The organism is Pseudomonas corrugata (assembly GCF_001269905.1).
In the GTDB taxonomy this organism is placed as follows: domain Bacteria; phylum Pseudomonadota; class Gammaproteobacteria; order Pseudomonadales; family Pseudomonadaceae; genus Aquipseudomonas; species Aquipseudomonas corrugata.
In genome coordinates, this window is the sequence record NZ_LHVK01000014.1 from 238508 (window position 1) to 257056 (window position 18549).

General features: G+C 62.6%; 15 protein-coding genes. All 15 read left to right on the forward strand.

The features are described from left to right. Positions 1-35 precede the first annotated feature (35 nt). Positions 36-4484 carry a glutamate synthase large subunit gene (gene gltB, locus AD665_RS19365; protein WP_024779901.1) on the forward strand — a complete coding sequence of 1483 codons (4449 nt, stop codon included), beginning with the start codon at positions 36-38 and terminating at the stop codon, positions 4482-4484. Positions 4485-4517: 33 nt separating this feature from the next. After that, positions 4518-5936: an FAD-dependent oxidoreductase gene (locus AD665_RS19370; protein ID WP_024779900.1), complete on the forward strand. Its 1419-nt coding sequence runs from the start codon at positions 4518-4520 to the stop codon at positions 5934-5936. A gap of 267 nt (positions 5937-6203) precedes the next feature. Further along, on the forward strand, positions 6204-7271 hold the full coding sequence (gene hemE / locus AD665_RS19375) for a uroporphyrinogen decarboxylase (protein ID WP_024779899.1): 1068 nt from the start codon (positions 6204-6206) through the stop codon (positions 7269-7271). Between the two features lie 371 nt (positions 7272-7642). Further along, complete coding sequence (gene gbpA / locus AD665_RS19380) at positions 7643-9109, forward strand: N-acetylglucosamine-binding protein GbpA (RefSeq protein ID WP_024779898.1); 1467 nt, start codon at positions 7643-7645, stop codon at positions 9107-9109. A gap of 66 nt (positions 9110-9175) precedes the next feature. Beyond that, entirely contained in the window at positions 9176-9691 is a 516-nt protein-coding gene (locus tag AD665_RS19385) for a type II secretion system protein N (RefSeq protein WP_024779897.1), read from the forward strand. Positions 9692-9699: 8 nt separating this feature from the next. Then, positions 9700-11616 (forward strand): type II secretion system secretin GspD, encoded by a 1917-nt coding sequence (gene gspD, locus AD665_RS19390; RefSeq protein WP_053193397.1) that lies wholly within the window; start codon positions 9700-9702, stop codon positions 11614-11616. Continuing rightward, complete coding sequence (gspE, locus tag AD665_RS19395; RefSeq protein WP_024779895.1) at positions 11613-13085, forward strand: type II secretion system ATPase GspE; 1473 nt, start codon at positions 11613-11615, stop codon at positions 13083-13085. The genes gspD and gspE overlap by 4 nt, the downstream gene beginning before the upstream one ends. A 4-nt stretch (positions 13086-13089) precedes the next feature. Then, positions 13090-14298 carry a type II secretion system inner membrane protein GspF gene (gene gspF, locus AD665_RS19400; RefSeq protein ID WP_024779894.1) on the forward strand — a complete coding sequence of 403 codons (1209 nt, stop codon included), beginning with the start codon at positions 13090-13092 and terminating at the stop codon, positions 14296-14298. Positions 14299-14301: 3 nt separating this feature from the next. Continuing rightward, positions 14302-14757 (forward strand): type II secretion system major pseudopilin GspG, encoded by a 456-nt coding sequence (gspG, locus tag AD665_RS19405; RefSeq protein ID WP_024779893.1) that lies wholly within the window; start codon positions 14302-14304, stop codon positions 14755-14757. Between the two features lie 2 nt (positions 14758-14759). Beyond that, positions 14760-15227 (forward strand): type II secretion system minor pseudopilin GspH, encoded by a 468-nt coding sequence (gspH, locus tag AD665_RS19410; protein ID WP_024779892.1) that lies wholly within the window; start codon positions 14760-14762, stop codon positions 15225-15227. Continuing rightward, positions 15220-15603, forward strand: coding sequence for a type II secretion system minor pseudopilin GspI (gspI, locus tag AD665_RS19415; RefSeq protein WP_024779891.1), 384 nt, complete (start codon positions 15220-15222; stop codon positions 15601-15603). Before gspH ends, gspI begins: the two co-directional genes overlap by 8 nt. After that, positions 15596-16129, forward strand: coding sequence for a type II secretion system protein GspJ (locus AD665_RS19420; protein ID WP_024779890.1), 534 nt, complete (start codon positions 15596-15598; stop codon positions 16127-16129). Before gspI ends, AD665_RS19420 begins: the two co-directional genes overlap by 8 nt. Next, positions 16126-16971: a type II secretion system protein GspK gene (locus AD665_RS19425; RefSeq protein WP_024779889.1), complete on the forward strand. Its 846-nt coding sequence runs from the start codon at positions 16126-16128 to the stop codon at positions 16969-16971. The genes AD665_RS19420 and AD665_RS19425 overlap by 4 nt, the downstream gene beginning before the upstream one ends. Next, on the forward strand, positions 16971-18074 hold the full coding sequence (gene gspL, locus AD665_RS19430; protein WP_053193205.1) for a type II secretion system protein GspL: 1104 nt from the start codon (positions 16971-16973) through the stop codon (positions 18072-18074). The genes AD665_RS19425 and gspL overlap by 1 nt, the downstream gene beginning before the upstream one ends. After that, positions 18074-18529, forward strand: coding sequence for a type II secretion system protein GspM (gene gspM / locus AD665_RS19435; protein ID WP_024779887.1), 456 nt, complete (start codon positions 18074-18076; stop codon positions 18527-18529). Before gspL ends, gspM begins: the two co-directional genes overlap by 1 nt. Positions 18530-18549 lie beyond the last annotated feature (20 nt).

An 18549-nucleotide genomic window follows, 5' to 3' on the forward strand; every position in this document is an offset into this window, starting at 1 on the left:
GTCTCGATAAGAGGCAGCCTGGTGAGAAAGTGTCTATGAAAGCAGGTCTGTACCAACCAGATGAATTCAAGGATAACTGTGGTTTTGGCCTGATAGCCCATATGCAGGGCGAGCCCAGTCATACCCTTTTGCAAACGGCCATTGAGGCCCTGACCTGCATGACCCACCGTGGTGGGATCAACGCCGACGGCAAGACCGGTGACGGTTGTGGCTTGCTGATTCAAAAGCCGGATGAGTTCCTGCGTGCCATTGCCCAGGAAACGTTTGGCGTCACCCTGCCCAAGCAGTACGCCGTGGGCATGGTGTTCTTCAACCAGGACCCGGTGAAGGCTCAGGCAGCTCGCGAGAACATGAACCGCGAGATCCTGGCCGCCGGCCTGCAACTGGTCGGCTGGCGCAAAGTGCCGATCGACACCAGTGTCCTCGGTAGCCTGGCCCTGGCGCGCCTGCCGCAGATAGAACAGGTGTTCATCGCCGGCGAAGGCCTGAGCGACCAGGAAATGGCGATCAAGCTGTTCAGCTCCCGTCGTCGCTCGTCCGTGGCCAACGCCGCGGACACCGACCACTACATCTGCAGTTTTTCCAACAAGACCATCATCTATAAAGGCCTGATGATGCCGGCGGACCTGACCGCCTTCTATCCGGACCTGAGCGACGAGCGCCTGAAAACCGCGATCTGCGTGTTCCACCAGCGCTTCTCCACCAACACCCTGCCGAAGTGGCCGCTGGCCCAGCCATTCCGCTTCCTTGCCCACAACGGCGAGATCAATACCATCACCGGCAACCGCAACTGGGCCTTGGCCCGTCGCACCAAGTTCGCCAATGACCTGATGCCGGACCTCGAAGAGCTCGGCCCGCTGGTCAACCGCGTGGGCTCGGACTCCTCGAGCATGGACAACATGCTCGAACTGATGGTGACCGGCGGCATTGACCTGTTCCGTGGCGTGCGCATGCTGGTTCCACCGGCGTGGCAGAACGTCGAGACCATGGATCCGGACCTGCGAGCCTTCTACGAATACAACTCCATGCACATGGAACCGTGGGACGGCCCGGCCGGTATCGTCATGACCGACGGCCGCTATGCCGTGTGCCTGTTGGACCGTAACGGTCTGCGCCCGGCGCGCTGGGTCACCACCACCAACGGTTTCATCACCCTGGCTTCGGAAATCGGCGTCTGGAACTACCAGCCCGAAGACGTCATCGCCAAGGGTCGCGTAGGTCCGGGCCAGATATTTGCCGTGGATACTGAAACCGGCCAGATCCTTGACACCGACGCCATCGACAACCGTCTCAAGTCCCGTCATCCATACAAGCAATGGCTGCGCAAGAACGCCCTGCGCATTCAGGCAACCATGGAAGACAACGACCACGGCTCGGCTTTCTACGATGTCGATCAACTCAAGCAGTACATGAAGATGTACCAGGTCACGTTCGAAGAGCGTGACCAAGTGCTGCGTCCTCTGGGCGAGCAGGGTTACGAAGCGGTCGGCTCCATGGGCGATGACACGCCGATGGCCGTGCTGTCGCAGCGTGTGCGCACCCCTTACGACTATTTCCGCCAGCAGTTCGCCCAGGTGACCAACCCGCCGATCGACCCGCTGCGCGAAGCGATCGTGATGTCGTTGGAAATCTGCCTGGGGGCCGAGCGCAACATTTTCCAGGAGTCGCCGGAGCACGCCTCGCGGGTGATCCTCAGCTCGCCGGTCATTTCCCCTGCCAAGTGGCGCTCGCTGACCAACCTCGACCGTCCGGGCTTCGCCCGTCAGGTCATCGACCTGAACTACGACGAAAGCGTCGGCCTCGAAGCGGCCATCCGCAATGTGGCCGATCAGGCCGAAGAAGCCGCTCGCGCCGGTCGTACCCAGATCGTGCTCAGCGACCGTCACATCGCGCCGGGCAAGTTGCCGATTCACGCATCCCTGGCCACCGGTGCGGTGCACCATCGCCTGACCGAAAAGGGTCTGCGCTGCGATTCCAACATCCTTGTCGAAACCGCCACCGCCCGCGATCCGCATCATTTCGCGGTGCTGATCGGTTTCGGTGCCTCGGCGGTCTATCCGTTCCTGGCCTACGAAGTGCTTGGCGACCTGATCCGTACCGGTGAAGTGCTGGGCGATCTCTACGAGGTGTTCAAGAACTACCGCCGGGGTATCACCAAGGGGCTGCTCAAGATCCTCTCGAAGATGGGCATCTCGACCATCGCCTCGTACCGTGGTGCGCAACTGTTCGAGGCCATCGGCCTGTCCGAAGAAGTCTGCGAGCTGAGCTTCCGTGGCGTGCCGAGCCGCATCAAGGGCGCGCGTTTCGTCGACATCGAAGCCGAGCAGAAAGCCCTGGCCGCGGAAGCCTGGAGTCCGCGCAAGCCGATCCAGCAAGGTGGCTTGCTGAAGTTCGTCCATGGCGGCGAATACCACGCCTACAACCCGGATGTGGTGAACACCCTGCAAGCCGCCGTGCAGCAGGGTGACTACGGCAAGTTCAAGGAATATACGGCGCTGGTGGACAACCGCCCGGTGTCGATGATCCGTGACCTGCTCAAGGTCAAGACCCTGGACACGCCGCTGGACATCAGCGAAGTGGAACCCCTGGAATCGGTGCTCAAGCGCTTCGACTCCGCCGGCATTTCCCTTGGCGCCCTGTCCCCGGAAGCCCACGAAGCCCTGGCCGAAGCCATGAACCGCCTCGGTGCGCGTTCCAACTCCGGTGAAGGCGGTGAAGATCCGGCACGCTACGGCACCATCAAGAGTTCGAAAATCAAGCAGGTTGCCACCGGCCGCTTCGGTGTGACGCCGGAGTACCTGGTCAACGCCGAGGTGTTGCAGATCAAGGTTGCCCAAGGCGCCAAGCCCGGTGAAGGCGGCCAGTTGCCCGGTGGCAAGGTCAATGGCCTGATCGCCAAGCTGCGTTACGCGGTGCCCGGTGTGACCCTGATTTCGCCGCCGCCCCATCACGACATCTACTCGATCGAAGACTTGTCGCAACTGATCTTCGACCTCAAGCAGGTGAACCCGCAGGCACTGGTTTCGGTGAAGCTGGTGGCGGAAGCGGGCGTCGGCACCATCGCCGCCGGTGTGGCCAAGGCCTATGCCGACCTGATCACTATCTCAGGCTACGACGGCGGTACCGGTGCATCGCCGCTGACTTCGATCAAGTACGCCGGTGCGCCATGGGAACTGGGCCTGGCTGAAACCCACCAGACCCTGCGCGGCAACGACTTGCGCGGCAAGGTCCGGGTACAGACCGACGGTGGCCTGAAAACCGGCCTCGATGTGATCAAGGCGGCCATTCTCGGCGCCGAGAGCTTCGGCTTCGGCACCGCACCGATGATCGCCCTGGGTTGCAAATACCTGCGCATCTGCCACCTGAACAACTGCGCCACCGGCGTGGCCACCCAGAACGAGAAGCTGCGCAAGGACCATTACATCGGCACCGTCGACATGGTGGTGAATTTCTTCACCTACGTGGCCGAAGAAACCCGCGAGTGGCTGGCCAAGCTGGGCGTGCGCTCGCTCGAAGAGCTGATCGGCCGCACCGATCTGCTGGATGTGATCGAAGGGCAGACCGCCAAGCAGCATCACCTGGATCTGACCCCGTTGCTGGGCAGCGATCTGATCCCGGCGGACAAGCCGCAATTCTGCCAGGTCGACCGCAACCCGCCGTTCGACAAGGGCGAGCTGGCCGAGAAGATGGTCGACATGGCCGCTTCGGCGATCAACGACCTGAGCGGGGCCGATTTCAGCCTGGATATCTGCAACTGCGACCGTTCCATCGGTGCGCGGGTCTCCGGCGAAATCGCCCGCAAGCACGGCAACCAGGGCATGGCCCAGGCGCCGATCACGTTCCGCTTCAAGGGGACTGCCGGCCAGAGCTTCGGCGTCTGGAACGCTGGCGGCCTGAACATGTACCTGGAGGGCGATGCCAACGACTACGTGGGCAAAGGCATGACCGGCGGCAAACTGGTCATCGTTCCGCCCAAGGGCAGCGTCTACAGGACCCAGGACAGTGCCATCATCGGCAATACCTGCCTGTACGGTGCCACCGGCGGCAAGCTGTTCGCCGCTGGCACCGCGGGCGAGCGCTTCGCTGTGCGTAACTCCGGGGCCCATACCGTAGTGGAAGGCACCGGGGATCACTGCTGCGAGTACATGACCGGTGGTTTCGTCTGTGTTCTGGGCAAGACCGGTTACAACTTCGGCTCTGGCATGACCGGTGGTTTCGCCTACGTGCTCGACCAGGACAACAGCTTCGTTGACCGGGTCAACCACGAACTGGTGGAAATCCAGCGGATCAGCGGCGAGGCGATGGAAGCCTACCGCAGCCACCTGCAACGCGTGCTGAATGAGTACGTCGAGGAAACCGACAGCGAGTGGGGTCGTGAACTCGCGGAAAATCTCGATGACTACGTGCGTCGTTTCTGGCTGGTCAAGCCGAAGGCTGCCAACCTGAAGTCGTTGCTTTCCAGCACCCGTGCCAACCCGCAGTGATATGCGCCTGAAGAGTTTGATGAGGTTTTAACAATGGCTGAACGTCTGAATAACGACTTCCAGTTCATCGATGTCGGGCGCAAGGATCCGAAGAAGAAACTGTTGCGTCAACGCAAGAAAGAGTTCGTCGAGATCTACGAACCGTTCAAGCCCCAGCAGTCGGCCGACCAGGCCCACCGTTGTCTGGGCTGCGGTAACCCGTACTGCGAATGGAAGTGCCCGGTGCACAACTTCATTCCCAACTGGCTCAAGCTGGTGGCCGAGGGCAACATCCTCCAGGCCGCCGAGCTGTCCCACCAGACCAATACCCTGCCGGAAGTCTGTGGCCGGGTCTGCCCGCAGGATCGCCTGTGCGAAGGCGCCTGCACCTTGAACGACGGCTTTGGCGCGGTGACCATCGGTTCGGTGGAGAAGTACATCACCGACACCGCGTTCGCCATGGGCTGGCGCCCGGACATGTCCAAGGTCAAGCCGACCGGCAAGCGGGTTGCCATCATCGGTGCCGGCCCTGCGGGCCTGGGCTGCGCCGACGTTCTGGTGCGCGGCGGCGTGACCCCGGTGGTGTTCGACAAGAACCCGGAGATCGGTGGCCTGCTGACCTTCGGCATCCCCGAGTTCAAGTTGGAAAAGACCGTGCTGAGCAATCGTCGCGAAGTCTTCACCGGCATGGGTATCGAGTTCCGCCTGAACACCGAGGTGGGCAGGGACGTGACCATGGAGCAACTGCTCGAAGAATACGATGCAGTATTCATGGGCATGGGCACCTACACCTACATGAAGGGCGGTTTTGCCGGCGAGGATCTGCCGGGTGTATACGACGCCCTGGACTTCCTGATTGCCAACGTCAATCGCAACCTGGGCTTTGAAAAGTCGCCGGAAGATTTCGTCGACATGAAAGGCAAGAAGGTGGTGGTGCTCGGCGGTGGTGACACGGCGATGGACTGCAACCGCACCTCGATCCGCCAGGGTGCCAAGTCGGTGACCTGTGCCTACCGTCGTGACGAAGCCAACATGCCTGGTTCGCGTAAAGAGGTGAAGAACGCCAAGGAAGAAGGTGTGAAGTTCCTCTACAACCGCCAGCCGATAGCCATCGTGGGCGAAGACAAGGTCGAAGGCGTGAAAGTGGTCGAGACGCGTCTCGGCGAGCCGGACGCCCGTGGCCGCCGCAGCCCCGAGCCGATTCCAGGCTCCGAAGAGATCATCCCGGCCGACGCCGTGGTCATCGCCTTCGGCTTCCGTCCAAGCCCGGCGCCCTGGTTCGAGCAGTTCAGCATCCAGACCGACAGCCAGGGCCGCGTCGTGGCCCCGGAACAAGGCCAGTACAAGCACCAGACCAGCAACCCGAAGATCTTCGCCGGTGGCGACATGGTCCGTGGTTCCGACCTGGTGGTGACAGCGATCTTCGAAGGCCGCAATGCGGCTGAGGGGATTCTGGATTACCTGCAAGTCTGACCAGGCGACACACAACCCTGTGGGAGCAAGCTTTTGTGGGAGCAAAGCTTGCTCGCGATCCAGACGCCGCGTACTCAAGAGACCGCGGTGTTCTCATCGCGGGCAAGCCTTGCTCCCACAAAAGCCGCTTCCACAGTTGTTTTGTCGCGTTGCTGGATTTATGCGGCACCGCGACAAATTGCCCCGATAGATAAAAGGCACGGCTCTTGCCGTGCCTTTTGCGTCGCGCTCTGAGAAAATGCCCGCACTTTTTTTCCGGATGCCGACATGACTGCCCTGAAGAACGACCGTTTCCTCCGCGCCCTGCTCAAGCAACCCGTAGACGTCACCCCGGTGTGGATGATGCGCCAGGCCGGCCGCTATCTGCCGGAGTACCGCGCCAGTCGCGCCAAGGCCGGCGACTTCATGAGCCTGTGCATGAACCCCCAGTTTGCCTGCGAAGTGACGATGCAGCCGCTGGATCGCTACCCGCAGCTGGACGCGGCCATCCTGTTCTCCGACATCCTCACCATTCCCGATGCCATGGGTCAGGGTCTGTACTTCGAGACTGGCGAAGGCCCGCGCTTCAAGAAAGTCGTCAGTTCCCTGGCCGATATCGAAGCGCTGCCGATTCCCGATCCGCAGAAAGACCTGGGCTACGTCATGGACGCGGTCAGCACCATCCGTCGCGAACTCAACGGCCGTGTGCCGCTGATCGGCTTCTCCGGCAGCCCGTGGACCCTGGCCACCTACATGGTCGAAGGTGGTTCGTCGAAAGATTTCCGCAAGACCAAGGCCATGCTCTACGACAACCCCCAAGCCATGCACCTGTTGCTGGACAAGCTGGCGCAGTCGGTGACGGCCTACCTCAACGGCCAGATCATGGCCGGTGCGCAAGCGGTGCAGATCTTCGATACCTGGGGCGGCAACCTGTCGGCGGCGGCGTACCAGGAGTTTTCCCTTGCCTACATGCGCAAGATTGTCAGCGGCCTGATCCGTGAACATGACGGGCGCCAGGTCCCGGTGATTCTGTTCACCAAGAACGGCGGCCTGTGGCTGGAAAGCATCGCCGATGCCGGTGCCGACGCCCTGGGCCTGGACTGGACCTGCGACATTGGCAACGCCCGCGAACGGGTCGGTCATAAGGTCGCGCTGCAAGGCAACATGGACCCGACCGTGCTCTACGCCAAACCCGAAGCCATCCGTACTGAAGTCGGGCGTATCCTCGCCAGCTACGGCAAGGGCAGCGGCCATGTGTTCAACCTCGGCCATGGCATTACCCCGGAAGTCGATCCGGAACATGCCGGTGCATTCCTGCGGGCTGTGCATGAGCTGTCGGCGCAATATCACGCCTAGTGGCGGCTAATTCGTACACTCGAATTAACCGCATAGCCTCACCCCACTAAAGCAGCCTGTCCGACCCCGTGTCGGACAGGTTTTTTTATGGGCGTCTTTTACCTGTTCAACGCTAACTAGTCAGTTGTTTGGTTCGGCGTGTTTGTGTTTATGTCAGCTAGCGTCTTATGTGTAAGAAATTTCTTTCGTCATGTAAGAGAAAGTGATTCAAAGATACTTCCTTCTATCTAGAGAGATTTACCCTACATAGCAAATATTGAGTTTTCTATAAGGTTCGGCGCTTGAGAGGTGCGGCGCTGAGCACTCCTGCGTGCCTTTCAAGATGACGGTGATACGTCTTCCCGATCTCGAATGATTAGCCTGGAACTTATATGAAAAACAACTTCAACAAGAGCTCGGTATTGATGGGATCTGCTTGCTCCTTGGTTCTCTTGTCGACCTTGGTGGTATCGCAGGGGGCGCTTGCCCATGGTTTTCTGGAAGTACCGCCTTCACGTGCTCTGTTGTGTCAGAAAGGTGAAAACAAGAACTGCGGTGGCGCGCAATACGAGCCCCAGAGCACGGGTGAAACCTTCAAGGGTTTTCCGAATGGGGCAGGTGGTGCGCCCCTGCAAGGACCCATTGACGGAAAGATAGCCAGTGGTGGCCACCCGCTGTTTTCCGCCCTTGATGCGCAGTCGGCCACGCGCTGGCACCAGACCGAGATCCGCGACCGCAACATCGCCTTCCAGTGGCAATACACCGCTGTGCATCCGGCGACCCGGCATGAGTACTTCATTACCCGCGATGGCTGGAACCCGAACGAGGCACTCAAGCGTGCCTCGTTCGACACTACGCCGTTCTGCAGCGTGGATGGCGGCAACCAGACTCCGAAACCGGGGGCCAGGCACAACTGCGTCATACCCGACAGCAAGTCGGGACATCATGTGATCCTGGCGGTCTGGACGGTGGGTGACACCGACAATGCGTTCTACGATCCGGCAGACGTGAACATCCTCGCTGAAGCCGCGCTACCGGGGGGCTGGTCGCCGGTGGGCAGCATTGCATCGTCCACTCCGTTGCTGGTGGGTGACAAGGTCAAGGCACGAGCGTTCTCCGCCACTGGCGAAAATCCCCCCTACAGCGTGGCTATCGGCATTGACGCCGCTGAGGAAGGCCGGCCTGAGAACTGGTCGTTCAAGCTGGCCGAAGCCATCAACCTGGCCCACCCCCTGATTCGTGCAGGTATTCGCGACGATGAAGGCAATATCACGCCGGTTCGAGGTACCAACAACCTGTATGCCCAGAAAGAAAGCGGCGTGATCCGGTATGAAGTGCAACTGGAGATGCTGGAAGACGCTGGCGCCAGCATGACGATTGCTTCCCTGCAGCCGGAATATGTACTCGACAAGGGCCGCGTCAACATGACGTTCGCGGCGCAGACCAACCGCCGGATGAACCTTGAAGCCACGTTGCTCGATGAGAAGAACAAGCCGGTCGGTGTCGTGAGCCAATCCGCAGGTGAAGGCAATATCGGGCTGAGCATGGACGTGCGCAGTGCCCCGGGCGCCCACACCCTGACGCTGGTAGGCACCACAGAGGACGGGCGCACCACTCGCCAGGACACTCGCGGTGTCACCCTGACCGGTGAGGGCGCAGACGTGGAATACGATTTCGTGTTCCCTGAAAACCTCGGTGAATACACCGCCGGTACGAAGGTGTTGCAGCCCAAGACCAACGAGGTCTTCGAGTGCAAGCCGTTCCCCGCGTCCGGTTATTGCAAGCAATACAGCCCGACGGCGAATGGCTTCGAGCCCGGTGTCGGTGCTTCCTGGCAAAGCGCCTGGGACAAGTTGTAAGTCCTGAGAGGACGGCGCCAGGCAATCCGTAGGGGTTGCCCGGCGTCTTCAAGCGAGAGCGCGGTGATGCATTCAAACTATTCCTTCGCACGGCACGTGGTGTGGCTCGTGCCGCTGCTGCATGGCGTATTTCTGGCCGGGCAGGAGTGGCGTTTTCGCCAGGCATTGGGCCGTGAAGTGCCGGTGGTTGCCGAGTCGCCGACTGTTCCGGTTGACCGCTCACCCAACGTCCAAGCCGTGGCGACCGTGCTCGGCCTCACACCCGCTGGCGCCCAGGCGTTAAGCGCCGAGCCGATGACCTTGCAAGCCAGTTTTGTCGTCGCCCAGGGCCTGTCGCGGGCGTTGCTGGCTGACGCTGCGGGTGCGCGCCTCTACCGGGTGGGCGAGCGCTTGCCCAGTGGCAGCCTGCTGCGCCGGGTGGAAGCCGATCATGTGACGTTGTGGCGCAACGGGCGTGAAGAACGCCTGGCCCTGAAGCAAGAGGCAAAGCCTTGGCTGCGCCGGGTGGGGCGCGAAGATGAGCGCCCTGCAACAGCCCATTCCTCGCAATACATACGCCCGGCGGCCGGGCATTCAGAGTGATCGAATTCATGAACAGCGTTATCCGCAGCCGTGTCTCCCACGCCTTGCTCTGTCTTGCCGTGTCCTGCCCACTGATATTTACCGACGTGGCACGGGCCGAGGAGGCGCGTTGGCAACTGGCGATGAACAATGCCGAATTGCGTGACGTGGTCGAAGAGATATCCGCGATCCTGGGCAAGACCGTGGTGCTCGATCCCAGGGTGTCGGGGCGCATTTCCGTCATGTCCCGCGAGGCGTTGGATCGTGAAGGCGTGCGTCGGTTGTTCTATTCGGTACTCGATGCCCACAACTTCACCGTAATCGATGAAGGCGAGCGGATCCTGATCACCCCGGTCGCCGATGCCAGGACCCGGGCCGGCGCCGGCGAGACCAAGGACCCAGCGCCATCGCAGTTCGTCACCCGGGTCATCGACTTGCAGTCGAGCATTGCTGCTGACGTTGCCGGACTGATTCGCCCCCTGGTATCGAGTGGTGGCTACATCGGGCCTTCGGTTTCCTCCAACGCGCTGGTGTTGACTGACACGGCCGCCAATGTGCAGCGCATCACTCGAGTCGCGCAACAGCTGGACTCGGGACACAACCGCAATCATGGGGTGGTGCAGTTGCGTCATGCCAGGGCCGGGGATATCGCGTCGATCCTGGAAGCATCCGGCAGCAAGCGCGAGGGCGACACCGCAGGCTCGGTGATCGCCGACACGCGGGGCAATCGCCTGGTGATCATCGGCGCACCGCGGGTGCGTCAACGCTTGGCCGAACTGGCTCGGACCCTGGACGTTCCAGCTTCCGCGGCCGAGGACAATGCGCGGGTCATCCGCTTGCGCCATAGCGATGCCAAGCAACTGGCCGAAGTGCTGGAAGGCGTCGTGCAAGACAAGAAGTCCGCACCGGCCCAGGCCGGCCTGCGGGAAAGCGTTTCCGCCAACGCGTTCATGATCAAGGCCGACGAAAGCCAGAATGCCCTGGTGTTGATCGCCGAACCGGCCCAGGTCCGCACCATTGAGAATATCGTCCGGGAGCTGGACCAACCTCGGGCCCAGGTGCTCATCCACGCCGCCATCGTGGAAATTTCCGGAGACATTGCCGAAGCGCTGGGGGTGCAGTGGGGGATCAAGAGTGGCAGTGCGGACGGGGTCATCAGTTTTTCGGGAACCAACACGCCGATCATCGGCGAGCTGAACCCCAAGGACGTCGATGGCGTGCTCCTGCGGTTGGGCGGCGATCGCTTCAGTGCACTGATATCGGCCCTGGCGAGCAATACCCGCAGCAACCTGCTCTCCACGCCCAGCCTGCTGACCCTGGATAACCAGGAAGCGGAGATCATTGTCGGCAAGAACGTGCCGTTCAAGACCGGTTCCTACGCCACCAACAGCAGCGGCGCGGACAATCCCTTTACTACGGTGGAGCGCAAGGACGTCGGCATCAGCCTCAAGATCAAGCCCTACATCAACCAGGGTTCCTCCTTGCGCCTTGAGGTCCAGCAGGAAGTCTCGGACATTGCCCCGTCTGTTGCCGGCGTGGATTCCTCGGACCTGATCACCAACAAGCGTGCCCTGAAGAGCACGATCCTGGCGGACGACGGCGAGATCATCGTGATCGGTGGCCTGATCCGCGACGATGTCCGTTCCCAGGAAAGCGGCGTGCCGCTGTTGCGCAGCATTCCGTACCTGGGCGCACTGTTTCGCTGGACCCGCGACACCCAGACCAAGAGCAACCTGATGGTGTTCCTGCGGCCCACCATCGTGCGCGGCAAGGAAGACCTGGCGGATGTCAGTCGCCAGCGCTACGACGCGCTCCGGGAGCTGAGCAAGCCGGGCTCGCGGCAGAATAATTCGCTGTTGCTGCCCAGAGACGCTCGCCAGTTGTTCGAGCCTTCCCTGGAGGCGTCTTCGGCAGATCCGTTGCCGCAGAATCGAGGTGACCTGTGAGCGAGTCCCTGGCCCCGTTGCCCTTCGGTTTTGCCCGACGCCACGGCGTGCTGCTGGACGGCGAAGGGGCTGCCGTGAGCCTGGTGATGCGTTGCGATGCGCCGCTGACTGCGCTGGCGGAGGTTCGTCGCCGATGTGGTCGGGAACTGCCGATCCAGGTGCTGGAGCCGGCGCAATTCGCGACGCGTCTGGCCTGTGTCTATCGCCAGGGCCAGAGCGCGGCCGAACAGGTGGCTCAGGGGTTGGACGAGGAGCTGGACTTGCTCAGCCTGGCCGATCAACTGCCACAGACCGCCGACTTGCTGGAGCAGCAGGGCGATGCGCCGATTATCCGCTTGATCAACGCGCTGCTCAGCGAAGCGGTCCGCGAACAAGCGTCGGACGTGCACCTGGAAACGTACGAGCAATACCTGTCGGTCCGCATGCGAATCGACGGCCAGCTGCGGGAAATGCTGCGTCCACGCCGTGAGCTGGCCAGCCTGCTGGTATCGCGGATCAAGGTCATGGCACACCTGGATATCGCTGAAAAACGAATCCCCCAAGACGGTCGGATGGCGTTGCGGCTGGCCGGGCATGAGGTCGATGTACGGGTCTCGACCCTGCCGTCGGCCCATGGCGAGCGAGTGGTGTTGCGCTTGCTCGACAAGCAGGCCGGGCGCCTGGAACTGCCGCGCCTTGGCTTGCCGGATGACACCCTGGCGAGCCTGCGTCGGTTGCTCGCCAAACCCCACGGTATCGTGTTGGTAACCGGCCCCACGGGCTCGGGGAAAACCACCAGCCTGTACGCGGCGCTCAGCAGCCTCAACGACCAGAGCCGCAACATCCTCACCGTCGAAGACCCGATCGAATATCACTTGCCGGGCATCGGCCAGATGCCGGTCAACCCGAAGGTCGACATGACCTTCGCCCGTGGCTTGCGAGCCATTTTGCGCCAGGACCCGGACGTGGTGATGGTGGGCGAGATCCGTGATCGCGAGACGGCTGAAATCGCAGTCCAGGCCTCCCTGACCGGTCACCTGGTGTTGTCGACCCTGCATACCAACAGCGCCGTCGGCGCGATCACGCGGCTGGTGGACATGGGCGTGGATGCCTATCTGCTGGCCTCGTCCCTGGCCGGCATCGTCGCGCAAAGGTTGTTGCGGGCCCTGTGTCCCTACTGCAAGACGTCCTATGTAGCCGACGCCGCCACCTGTCGGCGGCTCGGGCTCGAGGCCGATGTCGGGCCCCGGCTGTTCAGGGCCCGGGGGTGCGATGAATGCCAGGCAGGTTACCGCGGGCGCTTCGGCATTTATGAGCTGGTCAGTGTCAGCAGCCCGCTGTCGCAACTGATTCATCAGGGGGCTACTGAACAGGCGCTGGCGTTCGAGGCGCGCAAGACCTCCCGCAGTCTGTTCCAGGACGGGCGTCAGCGGGTCCTGGAAGGCCTGACCAGTGTCGATGAATTGCTGCACATCACCCAGGAAGATTAGTGCGATGCCGACTTTCGACTATCGGGCCGAAGACGCCCAAGGGCGGCGCTGCAAGGGGCGCGTGGAGGCCGACAGCGCCCGTCATGCCCGGCAGTTATTGCGCGAACGCGGATTGCTGCCTTGGGAGCTGCGCGAGGGCGAGGCGCAAGCCACCCTGGGTGCCCGCTTCGTCGGGGGGCGCCTGAGTCCGGCCGACCTGGCGTTGTTGACGTTGCAGCTCTCCACGCTGATCCAGGCTGGGCTCCCCCTCGAAGAATCCCTGCGGGCCGTGGCGCAACAGAGCCAGAAGCGTCGCGTCGTCCACCTGCTGTCGGCGGTGCGCACTCGGGTAATGGAAGGTCACGCACTGGCCACGGCCCTGAAAGCGTTTCCCCAGGCATTCCCCGAACTGTTCTGCGCCACCGTCGCGGCGGGCGAACAGTCCGGTCACCTTGGCCAGGTGCTGGAGCAACTGGCGACTTACACCCAGGCGCGTCAGGCGTCTCGCCAACGCATTCAATTGGCGCTGGTGTACCCGCTGATCCTGCTGCTGGCCTGCGTTGCGATTGTCGCTTTCCTGCTGGGCTATGTGGTGCCGGATGTGGTGAAGATTTTCATCGACAGTGGCCAGCGGTTGCCCTGGCTCACCCAGGCGCTGATCGCGGTGAGCGATGGGGTGCGCCGCTATGGGGCGCTGATGCTCGTGGTCCTGGCCGGCGGGCTCGGGCTGTGGCGCTGGAGCCTGCGCCAGCCGCTGTGGCGCCTGCGCTGGCATCGCCTGCTGCTCAGGCTGCCGCTATTGGGCGACATTTTGCGGGCGATGGAAGCCGCCCGATTCGCCAGCACCCTGGCGATTCTGAGCCAAAGCGCCGTGCCCCTGGTCGAGGCCCTGCACATCGCCGCGCAGGTCATCGGCAACCTGACCATCCGTGCCCGCATGGCCGATGTTGCCCGTTCGGTGCGCGAGGGCGGAACCCTGACCCGAGGCCTGGAACTCGGCGGCGATATTCCGCCGCTGATGTTGCACATGATCGCCAGCGGTGAACGCGTCGGCGAACTGGATCGCATGTTGGCCCGTGCCGCCGAACAGCAGGAGGCCAGCCTCGCGGCGCGGATTGCGCTGGTGGTGAGCCTTTTCGAACCGGCCATGTTGGTGGTGATGGGCGGCGTTGTGCTGCTGATCGTCATGGCCATTCTCCTGCCTATCTTGAGCCTCAACCAATTGGTGAATTGATCGATGAAACTTCAAAACAACCGGCCCGCACGCCTGCAACGCGGCTTTACGCTGATCGAAATCATGGTGGTGGTAGTCATCATCGGCGTGCTGGGCGCCATGGTGGTGCCGCAGTTCATGAGCCGCCCCGATCAAGCCAAGATCACGGCCGCCCGCACCGATATCCAGGCGATTTCCACGGCGCTGGAAATGTACCGGCTCGACAATTTCCATTACCCCTCGACCCGGCAAGGCCTCGATGCACTGAGTAAACGTCCGTCCGGCACGCCTGCGGCAAGAAACTGGAACCCACAGGGCTATCTGAAAAGCCTGCCGATCGATCCCTGGGGCACGCCCTACCGATATCTCAACCCTGGTCTCAAGACCGCCGATGGCAGCTACGACCTGTACTCGCTGGGTGCCGATGGCGAGCCGGGCGGTGACGGCGCGGCGGCCGACATCGGCAATTGGGGCGAATGAGCATGGGCCGTCGCTGCAGGGGGTTCACGTTGCTTGAGCTGATGGTCGTGATTATCTTGATTGGGGTCTTGGTGGGTATGGTCAGCCTCGCCATCGGGCCGAGCCCGGCGCGTGAGGCCCGACAGCAAGCCCAGGACTTCGTCCGTGTGGTGCAGCAGTTGCGCGAGCGAGCGGTGCTGGATGGGTTGGAATACGGTGTGCGGGTACAGCCTCGCGGCTATCAGGCCGTGCGACTCGACGTTCGCGATTGGACCGCGGTGGCGCCCATGCAGCGGTTACCTGAAGGCATGACGCTGGGGCTGGAGCAGGACGGTCATGTCTGGGTCCTTGACGAGACGCCAGGCGCACCGCAATTGCTGATGCTCAGCAGCGATGAGATCAGCCCGTTCAGGTTGCTGGTGAAAGTCGCCGGCCAGCGTATCGCGCGGGTGTCGAGCGATGGTCTGGCGGAGCTGTCTATTGATGAGTGAGTTTCGCGGACCGGCCGCTTGCAAGGGATTTACCTTGCTGGAGGTCATGATCGCCCTGACGATTTTTGCGACGGTGGCAGCGGCGGCGCTGTCGGCCAGCCAGTTTGTGCTCAGGCAAAGTGTCGTGCTCGAGGAACGCCTGTTCGGCGCCTGGCTGGCCGACAACCAGTTGAGCGAGCTGCGCCTGCAAGCCGCCGCTGCGCCGGGCCGCCAGCACCTGACCCGATCCATGGATCGTCGCGACTGGACCTTGCAACAGCGTATCGCCGCGGCCCGCGACCCGCGTCTGCTTCAAGTCGAGATCCAGGTCAGCCGCGCCGACGGCTCGTCCGCCCTACACCAAGTGACCGGGTGGATCCGCAACCGTCATGAATAGACAGTCAGGGTTCACCTTGTTGGAACTGGTCATCGTCATCGCCCTTTTTGCGTTGCTCGGCCTCGCCGGTTGGCGTTTGTTCGACGCCGTCGTGCGTACTCAGCAAGGGGCCGGTCAGCATGAGCGCGAAATCAGGGCCTTGCAGCGCGCCGTGGGCGTGATCGAGCGCGATGCATGGCAGGCCGTGGCCGGGTCTGTCGTGCTCGCGCCGGGGCACCTGCAATTGCAGCGCAGCCACTGGCGCAATCCACTGGACCAGCCCCGCAGCGAACGACAGACGGTGAGTTATCGGCTCGAAGGTGCAGCGTTGTGGCGCGACAGCTTTGGCGAGGGAACGGCCACCCTGCAGCGGCAGAAACTGCTCGATGATGTCCGCAGCCTGAGTTGGCGCCTGTTTGATTCGCAACGGGGTTGGCACGGCGAAGCCGCGGGCGACGGCTGGCCGCTGGCATTGGAACTGAACGTGTCGACGGGGCGCTTCGAACAGATCCGTCGGGTCCTGCTGTTGCCGGGAGCGTTGCCATGACGCATCAACGCGGGGTGGCATTGATCAGTATGCTGCTGGTGTTGAGCCTGGCGTTGTTGCTGGTCGGTGGAATGTTGCGCAGCCATCGCCTGTTGTTGCACAGCAGCGCGCAGCAGCTGCAACAGGTCCAATTGCGCCAATTGGGCCTGGCCGCCGAGGCCTGGGCGCGCGCCGTGCTGGAAGACAGCGTGGACACCCAGGCCGGGCCCGTCGACCTGAGCCAGGACTGGGCCCGGCTGGCGCTTTCCCTGGCGCTGGATGACACCGGAATCGACGTTGATATCGAAGACCTGTCCGGGCGTCTGAACCTCAATCCATTGTTGGCCCGCGGGCAGATCGATCAAGTGACCTTGGGACGGTGGGCCCGGTTGCTCACCCTGCTGGATTTACCGGCGCTGTCGTTGCCCCAGGTCGGAGCCGTCCAGGAGTTGAGTCAGCTGCGTTTGTTACCCGGTATCGACGGTCAGACCCTGCAACGCCTGGAACCGTGGGTGGCAGTGCTGCCCATGGACGCGCAACTGAATATCAATACCGCACCGCAGCGTGTCCTGATGGCCTTGGACGGCATGGACGTCGGCGCTGCAAACGCCGTGATCGCGCGGCGTGCCGACACCCCCTACGCCAGTGTCCAGGCGTTCACTGGCGACCCATTGTTGTCCGGCCTGGGCCTGAGCAGCCATGGCTTGGGCGTGAGCAGCCGCTGGTTCCGGATCACCGTGAACGTGACTCAAGCGAACCGCCACCTGCGCCTGGCCTCGGACATCGAGCGTGATCCGGTGACTGGCCTCTGGAGTGTTCGCCAGCGCCGTTTCTTACCCATCAGCCCCAGTGAGCTTCCTTGATGAAAACCTGGCTTTACCTGACCGCCGAAGGCATGGGTGCCCCGTGCGCCAATTGGCGTTGCTGTGTGTGGTCGCCCTCGGGTGAACGCCGCTGCCTGCCTTTGCACGAAGCCGCTCGCGAGTTGAGCGGGCGGGTCGTCGATGTGCTGTTGCCGATGGAAATGTGCAGCTGGATGCGTAGCGATCCCTGGCCCTCTCGACGCCAACCCCGACCCCAGGCCCTGGCATTCGCCATCGAAGAGCAACTGAGCGAGAACCTAGAGGCGCTGCACATTGGCGTTGGTCTACGGGACCGTCAGCAGCGCTATCCGCTGCTGGTGATCCAGCGGGCCCGGTTCCAGGCACTGCTGGCGTTGCTCGACGCCCATGGCATTGATGCCCGGGCGATCCATGTCGATGCTGAGCTGATCGCTGAGGACAAGGCTTTCGGGGTGCGCTGGTTCGGTCGCTGGCTGCTGGGTGGAGCGCTACCGGCGCGGATGGCGCTGTCGGTCCAAGCCTTGGCAACGCTCAAGCCGAGTCTGTCCGGGGACATCCACTGGCTGGACGAGGCGACTGACCGCCCCGGCATCGACGAGTGGTTGCTGAGCACCGAGGGACATCCCATCAACCTGTTGCAGGGTGAATTCCGGCGGCGGCGTCAGCGTCTACCCTGGCGCAGTTCGGCGATGGCCGTGCTGGGCATGTTTGCGCTGACCTGGGCGTTCGATGAAGCCCGCATCGGTTTTCTGCACAATGAAACCCGACGCCTGTATGCGCAAGGCGAGCAGCAATTCAGGTCGCTCTATCCCGGGCAGGATCCCAGCGTTGACCTGGCGGCGCAGTTCCAGGCATTGCAGCAGCGTCGCGGTCAAAACCAGGTCACCCAGGTCAGTCGGCTGGCCCGCCTGACTGGACAGGTGCTTGGCGCCAGTCATGTCGAGGTGCAGCAGATCGAGTACCGAGAGCACGAAGGCTGGAAAATCCGGCTGACCGCCAACAGCTTCATCGAGCTTGAGCAACTGCGTGAACGCGGGCAGCAAAACGGTCTGTCCATTACCTTGGGCAGCGCCAGCAAGCAGAACAACCGGGTACAGGCGACCCTCACCCTGGAGGACAGTTGATGAGTCTCAGTGGATGGACGCGCCTGAAGCAGGCCTGGGCAAGCATGTCTGGCCGCGAGCAACGGTTGTTGCTGGGCCTCGCCGGGGTGGTCCTGATGGGGGTGGGTTATACGTCGATCTGGCAACCCACCCGCCAACGCCTGGAGATTGCCGAGCGCCAGTATCGCCAACAGGCGAAACTGACTGCACGGATCCAGCGCGCCGAGCCCGACCGGGGCGCGAGCGCCGCTCTGCGTCCGTTATCGGTACGAGTCAACGACGGTGCGACAGCGGCGGGATTGGACATAGCCGAAATGGAGATCGAGGGCGATTCGTTACGGCTCACCGTCACTGGCGATGCCAATCCGCTGCTGCATTGGTTGGATCGTCACGAACGGGACGGTGCGGCCGTGCGGTCGTTGGCCTTGGAAGCACGCAATGGCATGTTGGAGGCGCGGGTGGTGTTGCGTCAGTGATTGGCTGGACATGTGCCTGA